General features: G+C 72.6%; 16 protein-coding genes and 3 tRNA genes. 6 read left to right on the top strand and 13 right to left on the bottom strand.

What is annotated here, in order from left to right; all coding sequences use genetic code 11:
- The first annotated feature begins 47 nt into the window (after nt 1-47).
- Nucleotides 48-1,274 (top strand): pyridoxal phosphate-dependent aminotransferase, encoded by a 1,227-nt coding sequence (locus tag ACH499_RS21620; protein ID WP_356197705.1) that lies wholly within the window; start codon nt 48-50, stop codon nt 1,272-1,274.
- 126 nt (nt 1,275-1,400) lie between these two features.
- Nucleotides 1,401-2,441: an adenosine deaminase gene (locus tag ACH499_RS21615; RefSeq protein WP_399017639.1), complete on the top strand. Its 1,041-nt coding sequence runs from the start codon at nt 1,401-1,403 to the stop codon at nt 2,439-2,441.
- Nucleotides 2,442-2,452: 11 nt separating this feature from the next.
- Here ACH499_RS21615 and ACH499_RS21610 read toward each other — a convergent pair whose 3' ends face one another.
- The 6 genes from ACH499_RS21610 to ACH499_RS21585 form a co-directional block, all read right to left on the bottom strand.
- Nucleotides 2,453-3,508, bottom strand: coding sequence for a UDP-N-acetylmuramate dehydrogenase (locus ACH499_RS21610; RefSeq protein WP_399017637.1), 1,056 nt, complete (start codon nt 3,506-3,508; stop codon nt 2,453-2,455).
- Nucleotides 3,509-3,613: 105 nt separating this feature from the next.
- A complete protein-coding gene (locus ACH499_RS21605) occupies nt 3,614-4,042 on the bottom strand; it encodes a MaoC family dehydratase (RefSeq protein WP_356197696.1) in 429 nt (142 codons plus the stop codon).
- Between the two features lie 8 nt (nt 4,043-4,050).
- A complete protein-coding gene (locus ACH499_RS21600) occupies nt 4,051-4,503 on the bottom strand; it encodes a MaoC family dehydratase N-terminal domain-containing protein (RefSeq protein ID WP_356197692.1) in 453 nt (150 codons plus the stop codon).
- A gap of 131 nt (nt 4,504-4,634) precedes the next feature.
- Nucleotides 4,635-4,799 (bottom strand): 50S ribosomal protein L33, encoded by a 165-nt coding sequence (gene rpmG, locus ACH499_RS21595; RefSeq protein ID WP_003948671.1) that lies wholly within the window; start codon nt 4,797-4,799, stop codon nt 4,635-4,637.
- A gap of 89 nt (nt 4,800-4,888) precedes the next feature.
- Nucleotides 4,889-4,961, bottom strand: a tRNA-Met gene (locus ACH499_RS21590).
- Between the two features lie 46 nt (nt 4,962-5,007).
- A tRNA-Thr gene (locus ACH499_RS21585) sits at nt 5,008-5,080 on the bottom strand.
- 213 nt (nt 5,081-5,293) lie between these two features.
- On the opposite strand from ACH499_RS21585, the gene ACH499_RS21580 reads away from it, so the two are divergent.
- Both ACH499_RS21580 and ACH499_RS21575 read left to right on the top strand, forming a co-directional pair.
- Nucleotides 5,294-6,586, top strand: coding sequence for a hydrolase (locus tag ACH499_RS21580; RefSeq protein ID WP_399017635.1), 1,293 nt, complete (start codon nt 5,294-5,296; stop codon nt 6,584-6,586).
- Nucleotides 6,587-6,769: 183 nt separating this feature from the next.
- On the top strand, nt 6,770-7,426 hold the full coding sequence (locus ACH499_RS21575; protein ID WP_356197688.1) for an NAD(P)H-binding protein: 657 nt from the start codon (nt 6,770-6,772) through the stop codon (nt 7,424-7,426).
- Nucleotides 7,427-7,441: 15 nt separating this feature from the next.
- Here the strand turns inward: ACH499_RS21575 and ACH499_RS21570 are convergent, their stop codons facing one another.
- The gene (locus ACH499_RS21570) at nt 7,442-7,654 is read right to left on the bottom strand and encodes a hypothetical protein (RefSeq protein WP_365596217.1); all 213 of its coding nucleotides are present in this window, start codon (nt 7,652-7,654) and stop codon (nt 7,442-7,444) included.
- Nucleotides 7,655-7,758: 104 nt separating this feature from the next.
- Nucleotides 7,759-7,840, bottom strand: a tRNA-Tyr gene (locus ACH499_RS21565).
- Between the two features lie 235 nt (nt 7,841-8,075).
- Here ACH499_RS21565 and ACH499_RS21560 point away from each other — a divergent pair.
- Nucleotides 8,076-8,564, top strand: coding sequence for a YajQ family cyclic di-GMP-binding protein (locus tag ACH499_RS21560; protein ID WP_399017632.1), 489 nt, complete (start codon nt 8,076-8,078; stop codon nt 8,562-8,564).
- Between the two features lie 117 nt (nt 8,565-8,681).
- Here ACH499_RS21560 and ACH499_RS21555 read toward each other — a convergent pair whose 3' ends face one another.
- Nucleotides 8,682-8,948 carry a GlsB/YeaQ/YmgE family stress response membrane protein gene (locus ACH499_RS21555; RefSeq protein ID WP_399017796.1) on the bottom strand — a complete coding sequence of 89 codons (267 nt, stop codon included), beginning with the start codon at nt 8,946-8,948 and terminating at the stop codon, nt 8,682-8,684.
- Between the two features lie 147 nt (nt 8,949-9,095).
- Between ACH499_RS21555 and ACH499_RS21550 the strand changes: the two genes are divergently transcribed.
- The gene (locus ACH499_RS21550; RefSeq protein ID WP_399017630.1) at nt 9,096-10,346 is read left to right on the top strand and encodes an APC family permease; all 1,251 of its coding nucleotides are present in this window, start codon (nt 9,096-9,098) and stop codon (nt 10,344-10,346) included.
- 30 nt (nt 10,347-10,376) lie between these two features.
- Here the strand turns inward: ACH499_RS21550 and ACH499_RS21545 are convergent, their stop codons facing one another.
- The 4 genes from ACH499_RS21545 to ACH499_RS21530 all read right to left on the bottom strand — a co-directional run bounded on the left by ACH499_RS21545 (nt 10,377) and on the right by ACH499_RS21530 (nt 15,020).
- Nucleotides 10,377-10,793 carry a YccF domain-containing protein gene (locus ACH499_RS21545; RefSeq protein WP_356197681.1) on the bottom strand — a complete coding sequence of 139 codons (417 nt, stop codon included), beginning with the start codon at nt 10,791-10,793 and terminating at the stop codon, nt 10,377-10,379.
- Nucleotides 10,790-11,653: a zinc metalloprotease HtpX gene (gene htpX / locus ACH499_RS21540; protein WP_356197679.1), complete on the bottom strand. Its 864-nt coding sequence runs from the start codon at nt 11,651-11,653 to the stop codon at nt 10,790-10,792. Before htpX ends, ACH499_RS21545 begins: the two co-directional genes overlap by 4 nt.
- A gap of 260 nt (nt 11,654-11,913) precedes the next feature.
- Entirely contained in the window at nt 11,914-13,449 is a 1,536-nt protein-coding gene (locus ACH499_RS21535; protein WP_399017627.1) for an NADH-quinone oxidoreductase subunit N, read from the bottom strand.
- Nucleotides 13,446-15,020: an NADH-quinone oxidoreductase subunit M gene (locus ACH499_RS21530; RefSeq protein WP_356197677.1), complete on the bottom strand. Its 1,575-nt coding sequence runs from the start codon at nt 15,018-15,020 to the stop codon at nt 13,446-13,448. Before ACH499_RS21530 ends, ACH499_RS21535 begins: the two co-directional genes overlap by 4 nt.
- Between the last annotated feature and the right edge of the window lie 2 nt (nt 15,021-15,022).

Here is a 15,022-nt window from a genome sequence, read left to right as displayed (position 1 = left end):
TGAAACCCGTGTGCCGGGGACGTTTCCGGTCTGGAACGATGGACTCCATGAGCGCTGCAACCCCTCCCACCGAGCGCCGGGTCTCCGCCCGAATCGGCGCGATCTCCGAGTCCGCGACCCTCGCCGTGGACGCCAAGGCCAAGGCCCTCAAGGCCGCCGGACGACCGGTGATCGGCTTCGGTGCCGGTGAACCCGACTTCCCGACGCCCGACTACATCGTCGAGGCCGCGATCGAGGCCTGCAAGAACCCGAAGTTCCACCGCTACACGCCGGCCGGCGGTCTGCCGGAGCTGAAGGCCGCGATCGCCGCGAAGACGCTGCGCGACTCCGGCTACGAGGTCGACCCGTCGCAGATCCTCGTCACCAACGGCGGCAAGCAGGCCATCTACGAGGCGTTCGCCGCGATCCTCGACCCGGGCGACGAGGTCATCGTCCCGGCGCCGTACTGGACGACGTACCCGGAGTCGATCCGGCTGGCCGGCGGTGTGCCCGTCGAGGTGGTCGCCGACGAGACGACCGGCTACCGGGTGAGCGTGGAGCAGCTAGAGGCCGCCCGCACCGACAGGACCAAGGTCGTCCTCTTCGTGTCGCCGTCGAACCCGACGGGTGCCGTCTACACCGAGGCCGAGACCGAGGCGATCGGCCAGTGGGCCGTCGAGCACGGCCTGTGGGTGCTCACCGACGAGATCTACGAGCACCTCGTCTACGGCGACGCCTTCTCGGTCTCCATGCCGGCCCTGCTGCCCGAGCTGCGCGACAAGTGCATCGTGGTCAACGGCGTCGCCAAGACGTACGCGATGACCGGCTGGCGCGTCGGGTGGGTCATCGGCCCGAGGGACGTGGTGAAGGCCGCGACGAACCTCCAGTCGCACGCCACGTCCAACGTGTCCAACGTGGCCCAGGCGGCGGCGCTGGCCGCGGTCTCCGGCGACCTGGACGCCGTGGCGAAGATGCGGGAGGCCTTCGACCGGCGCCGCCGCACCATCGTGCGGATGCTCAACGAGATCGACGGCGTGCTCTGCCCGGAGCCGGAGGGCGCGTTCTACGCCTACCCGTCGGTGAAGGAGCTGCTCGGCAAGGAGATCCGCGGCAAGCGCCCGCAGACCTCCGTCGAGCTGGCCGAGCTGATCCTGGAGGAGGCCGAGGTCGCGGTGGTGCCCGGCGAGGCGTTCGGCACGCCCGGCTACCTGCGGCTGTCGTACGCGCTCGGGGACGAGGACCTCGTCGAGGGCGTGAGCCGGATCCAGAAGCTGCTGGCGGAGGCCAAGGCCTGAGAGCCGCTTCCGCTTCCCGGCAGGGCACCCCGTGACACCACGGGGTGCCCTGTTTGTTTGTGCGAGCAACCCCCCGTACGGGGAAAGCACTGTCGGGCCGGGCGTGTCGTACGGCAGGATCACGGAATGGAGCGTGTACGTGATCTCTCTGAGCTGCCGAAGGCCCATCTGCACCTGCACTTCACCGGGTCGATGCGGCCCGCCACCCTGCTGGAACTGGCCGACAAGCACGGCGTGCGGCTGCCCGATTCCCTGACCGAGGCGCTGACCAGCGGGGAGCCGCCGCGGCTGCGGGCCACGGACGAGCGGGGCTGGTTCCGCTTCCAGCGGCTGTACGACGCGGCGCGGTCCTGCCTCCAGGAGCCGGAGGACATCCAGCGGCTGGTCCGGGAGGCGGCCCAGGAGGATCTGCGGGACGGTTCGGGCTGGCTGGAGATCCAGGTGGACCCGACGTCGTACGCGCCGCGGCTGGGCGGGCTGATCCCGGCGCTGGAGATCATCCTGGACGCGGTGGAGACGACCGTGCGGGACACCGGGATCGGGATGCGGGTGCTGGTCGCCGCCAACCGGATGAAGCATCCGCTGGACGCGCGCACCCTGGCCCGGCTGGCGGTGCGCTACGCCGACCGGGGCGTCGTCGGTTTCGGGCTGTCCAACGACGAACGGCGGGGCATGGCCCGGGACTTCGACCGGGCGTTCGCCATCGCGCGCGAGGGCGGGCTGCTGTCGGCACCGCACGGGGGCGAGCTGACCGGCCCGGCGTCGGTGCGGGACTGCCTGGACGACCTGGAGGCCGACCGGATCGGGCACGGCGTGCGGGCGGCGGAGGACCCGCGGCTGCTGAAGCGGCTCGCGGACCGGCAGGTGACGTGCGAGGTGTGCCCGGCGTCGAACGTGGCCCTCGGCGTGTACGAGAAGCCCGAGGACGTGCCGCTGCGGACCCTGTTCGAGGCGGGGGTGCCGCTTGCGCTCGGCGCGGACGACCCGCTGCTGTTCGGCTCGCGGCTGGCCGCGCAGTACGAGATCGCGCGGCGGTACCACGGCTTCACCGACGCCGAGCTGGCGGAACTGGCCCGGCAGTCGGTGCGCGGTTCGGCGGCGCCCGAGGACGTCAGGGACAAGCTGCTGGCCGGCGTCGACGCCTGGCTCAACGCCCCGATCGCCTGAGGGGCAGGGCCCTACAGGCTGACGCCCACGGTCACCGGCTCGTTGACCAGGGTGATGCCGAACGCCTCGCGGACCCCGGCGACGACCTCGCGGGCCAGGGCGAGGAGGTCCTCGGTGGTGGCCTCGCCGCGGTTGGTGAGGGCCAGGGTGTGCTTGGTGGAGATGCGGGCGGGACCGGTGCCGTAGCCCTTGGTGAAGCCGGCCTTGTCGATCAGCCAGGCCGCGGAGGTCTTGACGTGCCCCTCCCCCGCCGGGAAGGCGGGCGGCTCGACGCCGGCGCCGAGGCGTTCGCCGACGCGCGCCCGGAAGGCGGCGAACGCGTCGTCGGTGAGGATCGGGTTGGTGAAGAAGGACCCGGCCGACCAGGTGTCGTGGTCCTCGGGGTCCAGCACCATGCCCTTGCCCGCGCGCAGCTTCAGGACGGTCTCGCGGGCGGTGGCCAGCGGAACCCGGTCGCCGGGTTCGACACCGAGGGCGCGGGCCGTCTCGGCGTACCGCAGGGGGGCGGAGAGCCCGCCGGCGTCCTCCAGCGCGAAGCGGACGCGCAGGACGACGTAGCGCTCGGGCTCGGCCTTGAAGCGGCTGTGGCGGTAGGAGAAGGCGCAGTCGGCGTTGGCGAGCGTGACGGTCTCCCGCGCCCTGCGGTCGTAGGCGGTCACCTCGGTGATCGTGGAGGAGACCTCCTGGCCGTACGCGCCCACGTTCTGGATGGGGGTGGCGCCGGCCGAGCCGGGGATGCCGGCCAGGCACTCGACGCCGGCGAGTCCGGCCTCGACGGTGCGGGCGACGGCGTCGGTCCACACCTCGCCGGCCGCGACCTCCAGCGTCGTGCCGTCGAGCGTGAGGCCGCGGGTGGCGATGTGCAGGGCGGTGCCGTCGAAGCCCTTGTCGCCGATGACGAGGTTGGATCCGCCGCCGATGAGCAGCAGGGGGGTGCCGGTGTCGTCGGCCTCGCGGACGGCGGCGATCACCTCGGCGTCGGTGGTGGCCGTGATCAGCCGGGTGGCGGGACCGCCCAGCCGGAAGGTGGTCAGCGGGGCGAGGGGGGCGTCGTGGAGTTCCTGCACGGGCCCAAGACTACGAGAGACGGCGCGGGCGCACCGGCGGCGGTGCCGGCCGGGGCGCCGCGGCCCGGGCGACCGCCGCTCGTCAGGGCGGGCGCCCGGGGTGCGTCAGGCCAGTCGTACGACCGCGCGGGCCATGCCGAGGACCTTCTGACCGGCGCTGGTGGCCGTGAGGTCGACGCGGACGGTGTCGTCGTCGAGCTTGGCGGCGACCTTGCCGCTGACCTCGATCAGCGCGCCCTTGTCGTCGTCGGGGACGACGACGGGCCGGGTGAAGCGGACGCCGTACTCGACGACCGCGCCCGGGTCGCCGGTCCAGTCGGTCACGACGCGGATCGCCTCGGCCATGGTGAACATGCCGTGCGCGATGACGTCCGGCAGGCCGACCTCCTTGGCGAACCGCTCGTTCCAGTGGATCGGGTTGAAGTCGCCGGAGGCGCCCGCGTACCGCACGAGGGTGGCGCGGTCCACGGGGAAGGTCTGCGCGGGCAGCTCGGTGCCGACCTCGACGTCGCTGTACGCGATCTTCGCTGTCATGGGGGTGCTCACGCCTCCTCGGCCGCGCGGGCCACGAGCTTCGTCCAGGCGGTCACGACGCGCTCGCCGCTCTCGTCGTGGACCTCGCCGCGGATGTCCAGGATGTCGTTGCCGGCCATCGACTTGATCGCCTCGATGGTCGAGGTGACGGTGAGCCGGTCGCCGGCGCGCACGGGGCGGGCGTAGGAGAACTTCTGGTCGCCGTGCACCACCCGGCTGTAGTCGAGGCCGAGCTGCGGGTCCTGGATGACCGCGCCGGCCGCGTTGAACGTGATGGAGAACACGAAGGTCGGCGGGGCGATCACGTCCGGATGGCCGAGCGCCTTGGCGGCCTCCGCGTCCGTGTACGCGGGGTTGGTGTCCCCCACCGCCTCCGCGAACTCGCGGATCTTCTCCCGGCCCACCTCGTAGGGCGCGGTGGGCGGGTACGTCCGCCCCACGAACGACTGGTCGAGCGCCATGGCTCGCAACCTCCTGCTGATCTCGGAGACTTCCGCCGCTGCTTCGCGGCTGACTGTCCGCGGCCACCGCGGAACACAACGACGCGAGGCCGCCCCCAAGCTACGGGGACGGCCTCGCGTACGAGCCTGATCTATCGCGTTTCGCGGTGCGCGGTGTGCGCGTTGCAACGCGGGCAGTGCTTCTTCATCTCCAGTCGGTCCGGGTTGTTACGCCGGTTCTTCTTGGTGATGTAGTTCCGCTCCTTGCACTCCACGCAGGCCAGCGTGATCTTCGGGCGGACGTCGGTGGCAGCCACGTGAGTGCTCCTTGACGAACGGATTGATGGTATTAACGCAGGAAAGAGTAGCCGATTGAAGGACCGACCCCGCAATCGGCTACTAGGAGTAGCGGTGACCGGACTTGAACCGGTGACACAGCGATTATGAGCCGCTTGCTCTACCGACTGAGCTACACCGCTGTGATGCGATCGGGCCCCGCCTCGCGGCGGGAACCTCTCACACCAGAGCCCCAAAACGGAATCGAACCGTTGACCTTCTCCTTACCATGGAGACGCTCTGCCGACTGAGCTATTGGGGCGAGCGATGAAGACATTACACGGTCGCCCGCCGATCGCCCAAATCCGATTCGGCGTCCTCAACTCCGCGCCCCGGAGAGAGCCCGCGCACGGCGGGCGCACCGGTACGACTATTGCGCTCCTGCGCGCCCGCGGCTGATCACCGTCCTAGGCTCGTCCCCACTCTGCGTGATCTTGCGTCCCCCACTGCGCAGTCCCGAGCCCAGAGGAGCGCGATGCCCGACAGCCAGCCGCAGCAGCCCCACCCGTCCTCCCCCTCGGGGCCGGCCGACCGCGGTGCGCTGCTGCTGTCCGGGGCGCGGCTGGCCGACGGCCGGACCGTGGACGTGCGGCTGCACGGCGGGCGCATCGAGGCGGTAGGCACGGCGGGCAGTCTGACGCCGGCGCGTGCGTCCGGGCCCGGCAGGCGGGTGGACCTCACCGGGTACCTGCTCGTGCCGGCCCCCGCCGAACCCCACGCCCACGGCGACACCGCGCTCACGGCCGACTCCCCGGGCCCGGTCTCCCACGAACCCGAGGACGTCCAGCGCCGGGTGACCGAGGCCACCCTGCTGCACCTGGGGCACGGGGCGACCGCGCTGCGGGCCCATGTGCGGGTGGGCGACGTCCCGGGACTCGGCCCCCTGACCGCCGTCCTGCGGGCGCGGCGCGCGCTGCGCGGGCTGGCCGAGCTGACGGCGGTGGCGATGCCCCGGGTGCTGACCGGACTGGCGGGGGCGGACGGGCTGGCGATGCTGCGGGACGCGGTCAAGATGGGCGCCGACGTGGTGGGCGGCTGCCCCGACCTGGACCCCGATCCGGCGGGGTACGTGGAGGCGGTGCTGGAGGTCGCCGCCGAGCACGGCTGCCCCGTCGACCTGCACACGGACGCCGGTGATCCGGCGCGGCTGGCCCGGCTGGCGGCGATGGCGGGCGGGCTGCGCCCCGGGGTGACGATCGGCCCGTGCGACGCCCTGGGCCGGCTGCCCGCCGACGTGGCCTCGCGGGCCGCGGACCAGCTCGCGGCGGCCGGTGTGGCGGTGGTCGGCCTGCCGCAGGGGCCGTGCGCGCAGGGCGGGAGCGGTGAGGCCGGCCGCCGCGAGGGCACCGCCCCGGTGCGGCTGCTGCGGGCGGCGGGCGTACGGGTCGCCGCGGGCAGCGGGGCCCTGCGCGACGTGGCCAACCCGGTGGGTCGAGGCGACCCGCTGGAGGCGGCGTACCTGCTGGCCTCCCGCCATGGACTGCGCCCCGAGGAGGCGTACGACGCGGTGAGCGGCGCGGCGCGGGCGACGCTGGGCCTGCCGGAGGTCCGGGTGGAGGCGGGCTTCCCGGCCGAACTCCTCGCCGTACGCGGCGACCACCTCGCGGGCGCGCTGTCCCTGGCCTACGGACGGATCGTGATCCACCGGGGCCGGGTGGTGTCGCGTACGAGCGCCGTACGGGAGTACGGGGACTCGACGGCGCCGGCGGCCCCGGACCTGGGGCTGCCGCGGCAGGGACGCGGCGGGGCGGCGGACGGCGGGTTCTAGGCGGGGCCGGGTCCCCGGGCCCCTGAGAGCCGCGTCCTGGCCCCTGTGAGGGCCTGCCCTGGGGCCGTGGGCACCCGCGGCGGCGCCGGCGTCGCGGGGCTCGACCGGCGAGTGGTCGGCGCCGGACGCGCCCGGGCCGAAGCCGTGCGGCAGGGGCGGCCGTCGGGGCGTACGGTCGAAGACATGCGCATTGTCATCGCTGGTGGTCATGGACAGATCGCGCTGCGGCTGGAGCGCCTGCTCGCCGCGCGCGGCGACGAGGTGGCGGGCATCATCCGCGCGGCAGGACAGGCCGACGACCTGCGCGAGGCCGGCGCCGAGCCGGTGGTGCTCGACCTCGAGTCGGCGTCGGTCGACGAGGTCGCGCAACGGCTGCGGGGCGCGGACGCGGCGGTCTTCGCGGCGGGCGCCGGTCCGGGCAGCGGGGCGGCCCGCAAGGACACGGTGGACAAGGCGGCGGCGGTGCTCTTCGCGGACGCGGCCGTCCGCGCGGGCGTACGGCGCTTCGTGATCGTCTCGTCCATGGGGGCCGACCCGGCGCACCCGGGGGACGAGATCTTCGACGTCTACCTGCGCGCCAAGGGCGAGGCCGACGCGCACGTGCGCGCGCAGGACGCGCTGGAGTGGACGATCCTGCGGCCGGGTCAGCTCACGAACGACGCAGGCAAGGGCCTGGTGCGCCTGGAGGCGCACACCGGTCGTGGCCCGATCCCGCGCGACGACGTCGCCGCCGTGCTGGCGGAGCTGATCGACACCCCGGCGACGACCGGACTGACCCTGGAGCTGATCAGCGGTTCGACGCCGGTGTCGGTCGCGGTGAAGGCGGTGGCCGGCAACTGAGGCGGGCAAGGCCCCTCAGAACAGGGGCAGTTGCCCGGGGAACGGCGGGACGGCATAGCCGTCCAGCGTGGGCTGCGCGGCGTCCGGCTCGGCGAGGCGCCGCGATCCCGGGCAGGACACGAGCTCCCCGGCCGCCCGGGCCCCGGGCGGATCGTGCCGCGCGAACCGCCCGGCGACGACAGCGATCTCCCGACGGCACTCGGGACAGGTCCTGCGACGCGACGACATGGCCCCAGCGTAGGGCGCGCGCATGACCGGCCCCACGGAAACCGCGACACGACAAGGGCCCGTGATCCGCTGTAGCAGCAGATCACGGGCCCTTGTCTCCCGTGTGGCGGCGCCAGGATTCGAACCTGGGAAGGCTGAGCCGGCAGATTTACAGTCTGCTCCCTTTGGCCGCTCGGGCACACCGCCGGGGTTTGCCGCCCTTCGCACCGTCTTTCGGCGGCGCTCCGTGGCAACGACGTAAACAATACCCGATGCGGAGGGGTGCTTCGCCACCCGATTGATCTCCACCCAGGGGGCGGGGGGTGGCTAGGCTGGTCCGGATGCGGCCGAGAGCCCTGCCGGGACCGGCGGCCGCCGTCGTTTGCCGGTACGGACCCGCTACGCGGCCCGACACGCACCCAGATACAAGGAGCCACAGGACATGGCCGACTCCAGTTTCGACATCGTCTCGAAGGTCGAGCGGCAGGAGGTCGACAACGCCCTCAACCAGGCCGCCAAGGAGATCTCGCAGCGCTACGACTTCAAGGGCGTGGGCGCCTCGATCGCGTGGTCCGGGGACAAGATCCTCATGCAGGCCGACTCCGAGGACCGGGTGACGGCCGTCCTCGATGTCTTCCAGTCCAAGCTGATCAAGCGCGGCATCTCGCTGAAGGCTCTGGACGCGGGCGAGCCCCAGCTCTCCGGCAAGGAGTACAAGATCTTCGCGTCGATCGAGGAGGGCATCTCCCAGGACAACGCGAAGAAGGTGGCGAAGATCATCCGTGATGAGGGTCCGAAGGGCGTGAAGGCCCAGGTGCAGGGTGACGAACTGCGGGTCAGCTCCAAGAGCCGCGACGACCTGCAGACCGTGATCGCGCTGCTCAAGGGCAAGGACTTCGACTTCGCGCTGCAGTTCGTGAACTACCGGTGACCCGCCCGGTCCCGTCGGCTCTCCGCTGAGCCGGTCGGGTCCGGCGCAGGTTACGTACGGCGAAGGGTGGGCGCCCGCGGGTGCCCGCCCTTCGTGCCGTCCGCCCCCGGCGGGCGTTCAGCCGCGGGAGTTGCCGAACAGGATGCGGTAGGCGATGAGGAGGACCAGCGAGCCGCCGATCGCGGAGGCCCAGGTGGCGCCGTCGTAGAAGTCCTTGCTGATCGGGTGGTCCAGCCAGCGGGCCGAGATCCAGCCGCCGATGAACGCGCCCGCGATGCCGATGACGGTCGTGCCGACGAAGCCGCCCGGGTCGCGGCCCGGCAGCAGGAATTTGGCGATGGCTCCGGCCAACAGTCCCAGGATGATCCAGCCGATGACGGTCATGCCGTGATCCTGCCCTCTCTCGTTCTCGCCGTACGCGCGCCGTCCGAGCGCCGTGTGCTCGTCCCTCCGCGGTGTGTTCACGTCCCCTTGGTGGAGAGGACGTTCCGTCCGCGCCCGGTGGTTGCCCCGGTCAGTAGGGTGCGGCCCATGACACCTGCGGGTTCGGAGCTGAGGCGCGGTCTGGGCGTGGGCGACGCCGTGGTCGTCGGACTCGGTTCGATGATCGGCGCCGGGATCTTCGCCGCCCTGGCGCCCGCGGCGCGCGCCGCCGGGACGGGGCTGCTGCCCGCCCTCGCCGTGGCCGGCGTGGTGGCGTACTGCAACGCCATGTCGTCGGCGCGGCTGGCGGCCCGGTACCCGGCCTCGGGCGGCACGTACGTGTACGGCAGGGAGCGGCTCGGCGCGTTCTGGGGCTACCTGGCGGGCTGGGCGTTCGTCGTCGGCAAGACGGCCTCCTGTGCCGCCATGGCGCTCACCGTGGGCGCCTACGTCTGGCCGGAGCAGGCGCACGCGGTGGCGGTCGCGGCCGTGGTGGCGCTGACCGCGGTGAACTACGGCGGCATCCAGAAATCGGCCCGGCTGACGCGGGTGATCGTCGCGGTGGTCCTCGCCGTGCTCGCCGCCGTGGTCGTGGTGTGCCTGGGCTCTGGCCGGTCGGACGCCGCGCGGCTGGACGTCGGGCTGTCGGGCGGCTTCGGCGGGCTGCTGCAGGCGGCGGGGCTGCTGTTCTTCGCCTTCGCCGGGTACGCGCGCATCGCCACCCTGGGCGAGGAGGTGCGGGACCCGGCGCGCACCATTCCCCGCGCGATCCCGCTGGCCCTCGGCATCACGCTGGCGGTGTACGCGTGCGTGGCCGTGGCCGTCCTGTCCGTGCTGGGCGCCGGGGGCCTCGGCGGGGCGACCGCGCCGCTGGCAGACGCCGTGCGGGCCGCCGGTGCGCCCGAACTGGCGCCGGTCGTGCGCGTGGGCGCCGCCGTGGCCGCGTTGGGCTCGCTGCTCGCCCTGATCCTCGGCGTGTCGCGGACGACGCTGGCCATGGCGCGGGACCGCCATCTGCCCGGGGCGCTGGCGGCGGTGCATCCCCGGTACCGGGTCCCGCACCGGGCCGAACTGGCGGTGGGCGCGGCGGTCGCGGTGCTGGCGGCCACCGTGGACGTGCGGGGCGCGATCGGCTTCTCGTCGTTCGGCGTGCTGGCGTACTACGCCGTGGCCAACGCGTCGGCGTGGACGCTGGAGCGGGCGGCGAGGGCGCGGGCGGTGCCGGCGCTGGGGCTGGCCGGGTGCGTGGTGCTGGCCTTCAGCCTGCCGGCGGTCTCGGTGGCCGTGGGCGCGGGGGTGCTGGCCGTCGGTGTGGCGGCGTACGCCGTGCGGGCGCGGGTGGCGTCCGGCGGGGCGTAGCGCCCCCGTGCGCCGAGCGGGGGCCCGCGTCTACCAGCCGTTCCGCTGGGTGCCGGCCGTGGCGGTGAACGGCTGGTCCGTGCGCACGATCTCGCGTCCCAGGGGAAGCAGCGAGACCGGGATCAGCTTGAAGTTGGCGATGCCGAGCGGGATGCCGATGATCGTGACGCACAGCGCGATGCCGGTGACGATGTGACCGAGCGCCAGCCACCAGCCGGCGAGGACCAGCCACAGCACGTTGCCGATGCAGGAGGGGGCTCCGGCGTCCCTGCGCTCGACCGCGGTGTACCCGAAGGGCCACAGGGCGTAGACGCCGATGCGGAACGCCGCGATCCCGAACGGGATGCCGATGACGGTGATGCACAGGAGCACGCCCGCGGCCAGGTAGGCGAGGAACAGCCAGAAGCCGCTGAGGACGAGCCAGATGATGTTGAGGATGGTCTTCATCGGTGATGGCCTGCCATCTTCTCTAGTCGGGCGATGCGCTCCGCCATCGGCGGGTGCGTGGAGAACATCTTCGAAACCCCCTGGCCCGGCCGGAAGGGGTTGGCGATCATCATGTGGCTGGCGGTCTCGATCCGCGGCTCCGGGGGAAGCGGCAGTTGCCTGGTGCCGGCGTCGAGCTTGCGCAGCGCGCCGGCGAGGGCGAGGGGGTCGCCCGTGAGCTGCGCGCCGGAGGCGTCCGCCTCGTACTCCCGGGAGCGGCTGATCGCCAGTTGGATGAGGCCGGCGGCGAGCGGGCCGAGGAGCATGATCAGCAGCATGCCGAGCAGTCCGGGGCCGTCGTCGTCGTCCGACCGGCCGATCGGGACGAGCCAGGCGAAGTTGACCAGGAACATGATCACGGAGGCGAGGGCGCCGGCGACCGACGAGATCAGGATGTCGCGGTTGTAGACGTGGCTGAGCTCGTGGCCGATGACACCACGCAGCTCGCGCTCGTCGAGCAGGCGCAGGATGCCGTCGGTGCAGCACACGGCCGCGTTGCGCGGGTTGCGGCCGGTGGCGAAGGCGTTGGGGGCGTCCGTCGGGGAGATGTACAGGCGCGGCATGGGCTGGCGGGCCTGCGTGGACAGCTCCCGGACCATCCGGTACAGCCCCGGGGCCTCGAACTCGCTCACCGGGCGGGCCCGCATCGCGCGCAGGGCCAGCCTGTCGCTGTTCCAGTACGCGTACGCGTTCGTCCCGAGGGCGACGAGTACGGCGACGACGAGCCCCGCCCGGCCGAAGAAGCTGCCGATGACGATGATGAGCGCGGACAGTCCCCCGAGGAGTACTGCGGTTCTGAGCCCGTTGTGCCGGCGGTGCACGGTACGCCCTCCAACTCGTGCAGCAGGGGAACCTTCGCTTGCTTCTCTCGCTCGCTGTGGTTGCTTCCCGTGACTGATGCCCCTGGTCGTGCTGTCACGTCCAGTGGACCCTTCCGTACTGGTCAACGCCAGGCGGAGGCGGCCGGTTCCCCGGCGGGTACGGGCCCCGCGCGTACTCCCTCCGGGTGACGGGCCCGGTGCGCGGCACGCGCGTAGGGGGGCGGGTGCCCCGCGCGCGCGTGCCGATGCGCGTCCGGCGCTCAGAACAGGCCGGTGCCGGCGAAGCGCAGGACGAGCTGGGGCGCGCCGGAGAGGGCGACGGCGATCACCGCGGTCAGGCCGATCGCGGCCGTGATCGGGGCGGGCAGCCGGTGCCGGACGGTGCCGCCCTCGGGGGCGCGGAACAGCAGGGCCGTCCACTGGAGGTAGTAGAACAGCGCGATGACGACGTTGGCGGCCATGACGACGGCCAGCCAGCCGAGGCCCGCGTCGACGGCCGCGGAGAAGACGGTGACCTTGGCGAAGAGGCCGATGAGGCCCGGCGGCAGTCCGGCGAGGCACAGCAGGAAGAACGCCAGGAGCAGGGCGGTCAGCGGGCGGGACGCGTACAGGCCGCGGTAGTCGGCGACGCGGTTCAGGGACCGCGTACGGCCCACCAGGGCGGCCACCGCGAAGGCGCCGAGGTTCACGGCGGCGTACATCAGGGCGTAGGCGACGGTGGAGCCGATGGGCCGTTCGGGGTCGTCGGCGTACCCGGCGGCGGCGATCGGCACCAGGAGGTAGCCGGCCTGGCCGACGGACGACCACGCGAGCAGCCGTACCGCGCTGTACGCGCGCGTGGCCCCCTGGCGCAGGGCTCCGACGTTGCCGACGGTCATGGTGAGCGCGGCCAGCGCCGCCAGCGCCGGGCCCCAGGCGTCGGCGTAGGACGGCAGGGCGACGACGGTGACGAGGATCAGGCCGGAGAAGCCGACCGCCTTGCCGACGACGGACAGGTAGGCGGCGATCGGCAGCGGAGCGCCCACGTAGGTGTCGGGCACCCAGAAGTGGAAGGGCACGGCGGCCGTCTTGAAGGCGAAGCCGACGAGGGTGAGGACGACGCCGGTCTGGGTGAGGGTGGTCAGCTGCCCGTCGACGTGCTGGACGCGCTCGGCCACCTGGGTGAGGTACAGGGTGCCGGTGGAGGCGTACAGGAAGCTGATGCCCATGAGGCTGACCGCGGTCGCGGTGACCGAGGAGAGGAAGAACTTCAGGGCGGCCTCGGAGGAGCGCCGGTCGCCGTGCCGCAGGCCGACCAGGGCGAAGGCGGGCAGGGAGGCGACCTCCAGGGCGACGACCAGGGTGGCGAGGTCGCGGGAGGCGGGCAGGAGGGCCGCGCCGGCCGCGGAGGACAGCAGCAGGAACCAGAACTCGCCGTCGGGGAGTCCCCGGTCGGCGTCCTTGAGGGCGGTGACCGACAGCAGGGCGGCCAGGAGGGCGCCGCCGAGGACCAGGAACTGGATGGCGAGGGTGAAGGTGTCCGCGGTGTAGCTGCACACGCCGGGGTCGCCCGTGAGGCAGAACGTGGAGCGGTCGTCGTTCACCAGGGGCAGCAGCATGAGCGCGGAGGCGGCGAGTCCGGCGACCGCGATCCAGCCGAGCAGGGGCTTGCGGGCGTCCTGGACGAACAGGTCGGCGACGAGGACGACGAGTGCGACCACCGCGGCGACGGTGGGCGGCGCGATGGCGAGCCAGTCGACGGACTGGACCAGGTTCTGCGCCAGTGGCTGTGCCAGGGTCTCGGCCGGGAAGCTCATCGGGTGCCTCCAGAGAGGAGCTGCTGCACGGCCGGGTCGGTCAGCCCGAGCAGGGTCTTGGGCCACAGACCGGCGACGACGGTGAGGACGACGAGCGGGGTCCAGGCCGCGAACTCGTAGGTGCGTACGTCGGTGAGCTTCGGGGCCTCCCGTTCCGACGCGCCCATGCAGACCCGGCGGACCACGATCAGCATGTACGCGGCGGTCAGCAGGGTGCCGAACGCGGCGATCGCCATGAAGGTGAGGAACGCGGGGCGGCTGAGGTCCGCGTGCGGGTCGAACGCGCCGAACAGGGCGAGCATCTCGCCCCAGAATCCGGCCAGGCCCGGCAGGCCGAGGGAGGCGACGGCGGCGAAGGCGAGCAGACCGCCGAGGCGGGGTGCCTTGCCGTACAGGGCGGCGCCGGTCTCCTCGGCGAGGGTGTCGAGGTCGGTGGTGCCGGTGCGGTCCTTGAGGGCGCCGACCACGAAGAAGAGCAGGCCGGTGATGAGACCGTGGGCGATGTTGGCGAACAGGGCGCCGTTGACGCCGGTCGGGGTCATGGTGGCGATGCCGAGCAGGACGAATCCCATGTGGCCGACGGAGGAGTAGGCGATGAGGCGCTTGAGGTCGCCCTTCGCGCCGCGCTTGGCGAGGGCGAGGCAGGCCAGGGAGCCGTAGATGATGCCGACGACGGCGAAGGCGGCGAGGTAGGGCGCGAAGGTGCTGAAGCCGTCGGGCGCGACGGGCAGCAGGATGCGGACGAACCCGTAGGTGCCCATCTTCAGCAGGACGCCGGCCAGCAGGACCGAGCCGACGGTCGGCGCGGCGGTGTGGGCGTCGGGCAGCCAACTGTGCAGCGGCCACATCGGGGTCTTGACCGCGAGTCCGATCCCGATCGCCAGAACGGCGATGACCTGCACCGATGTGGTGAGCGACCGGCCGTTGTCAGTGGCGAGTGCCACCATGTCGAACGTGCCCGCCCTCAGTCCGATCAGGAGCAGGCCGAGCAGCATGACGACGGAGCCGAGCAGCGTGTAGAGGATGAACTTCCAGGCGGCCCCGGTCCGTCCCTCGCCGCCCCAGCGGGCGATGAGGAAGTACATCGGGACGAGGACGGTCTCGAAGGCGAGGAAGAACAGGATGAGGTCGAGGACGGCGAAGGTGGCGAGGGTGCCGGACTCGAGGACGAGCAGCAGGGCGACGAACGCCTTCGGGGAGGGGCCCGCGGGCATCCTGAAGTACGAGTAGAGCGCGCACAGGAAGGTCAGCAGCGCGGTCAGGACCAGAAGGGGGAGGGAGATGCCGTCGATGCCGAGGTGGATGCGCACGTCGAGTGCGGGGATCCACCTGATGTCCGTGCTCGCCTGCATCTTCGACGGGTGGTCGTGGTCGAAGCCGAGCACGAGGACGATCGCGGCGAGGAGCACGGCGCCGGTGACGGTGACGCCGTGGCGGAGCACGGCCTGGTCGGGTGACTTCCCCTTCAGTCCGGGCGGGGCGGGCAGCAGAGCGGCGGCGGCACCGAGGAGCGGGCCGACGACGACGAACGCCAGAAGGAACTGCATCACGGACTCGTTGATATCGATCACGC

Origin of the sequence: Streptomyces sp. NPDC018947, assembly GCF_044390505.1 — a bacterium.
Taxonomy (GTDB): Bacteria; Actinomycetota; Actinomycetes; order Streptomycetales; family Streptomycetaceae; genus Streptomyces.
The sequence above is the reverse complement of the archived record's forward strand: the minus strand, read 5'-3'. Positions and strand labels throughout refer to the sequence as shown.

Bases quoted from the DNA above. Each gene is read 5' to 3' on its own strand.
- ACH499_RS21555 (WP_399017796.1), bottom strand. From the start codon at position 8,948: ATGACCGTCATCGGCTGGATCATCCTGGGACTGTTGGCCGGAGCCATC.
- ACH499_RS21570 (WP_365596217.1), bottom strand. From the start codon at position 7,654: ATGTCGTCGCGTCGCAGGACCTGTCCCGAGTGCCGTCGGGAGATCGCT.
- ACH499_RS21600 (WP_356197692.1), bottom strand. From the start codon at position 4,503: ATGGCGCTCGACCAGTCGTTCGTGGGGCGGACGTACCCGCCCACCGCG.
- ACH499_RS21615 (WP_399017639.1), top strand. From the start codon at position 1,401: ATGGAGCGTGTACGTGATCTCTCTGAGCTGCCGAAGGCCCATCTGCAC.
- ACH499_RS21550 (WP_399017630.1), top strand. From the start codon at position 9,096: ATGACACCTGCGGGTTCGGAGCTGAGGCGCGGTCTGGGCGTGGGCGAC.
- ACH499_RS21545 (WP_356197681.1), bottom strand. From the start codon at position 10,793: ATGAAGACCATCCTCAACATCATCTGGCTCGTCCTCAGCGGCTTCTGG.
- ACH499_RS21605 (WP_356197696.1), bottom strand. From the start codon at position 4,042: ATGACAGCGAAGATCGCGTACAGCGACGTCGAGGTCGGCACCGAGCTG.
- ACH499_RS21535 (WP_399017627.1), bottom strand. From the start codon at position 13,449: ATGAGCTTCCCGGCCGAGACCCTGGCACAGCCACTGGCGCAGAACCTG.
- ACH499_RS21575 (WP_356197688.1), top strand. From the start codon at position 6,770: ATGCGCATTGTCATCGCTGGTGGTCATGGACAGATCGCGCTGCGGCTG.
- ACH499_RS21560 (WP_399017632.1), top strand. From the start codon at position 8,076: ATGGCCGACTCCAGTTTCGACATCGTCTCGAAGGTCGAGCGGCAGGAG.
- ACH499_RS21580 (WP_399017635.1), top strand. From the start codon at position 5,294: ATGCCCGACAGCCAGCCGCAGCAGCCCCACCCGTCCTCCCCCTCGGGG.
- ACH499_RS21620 (WP_356197705.1), top strand. From the start codon at position 48: ATGAGCGCTGCAACCCCTCCCACCGAGCGCCGGGTCTCCGCCCGAATC.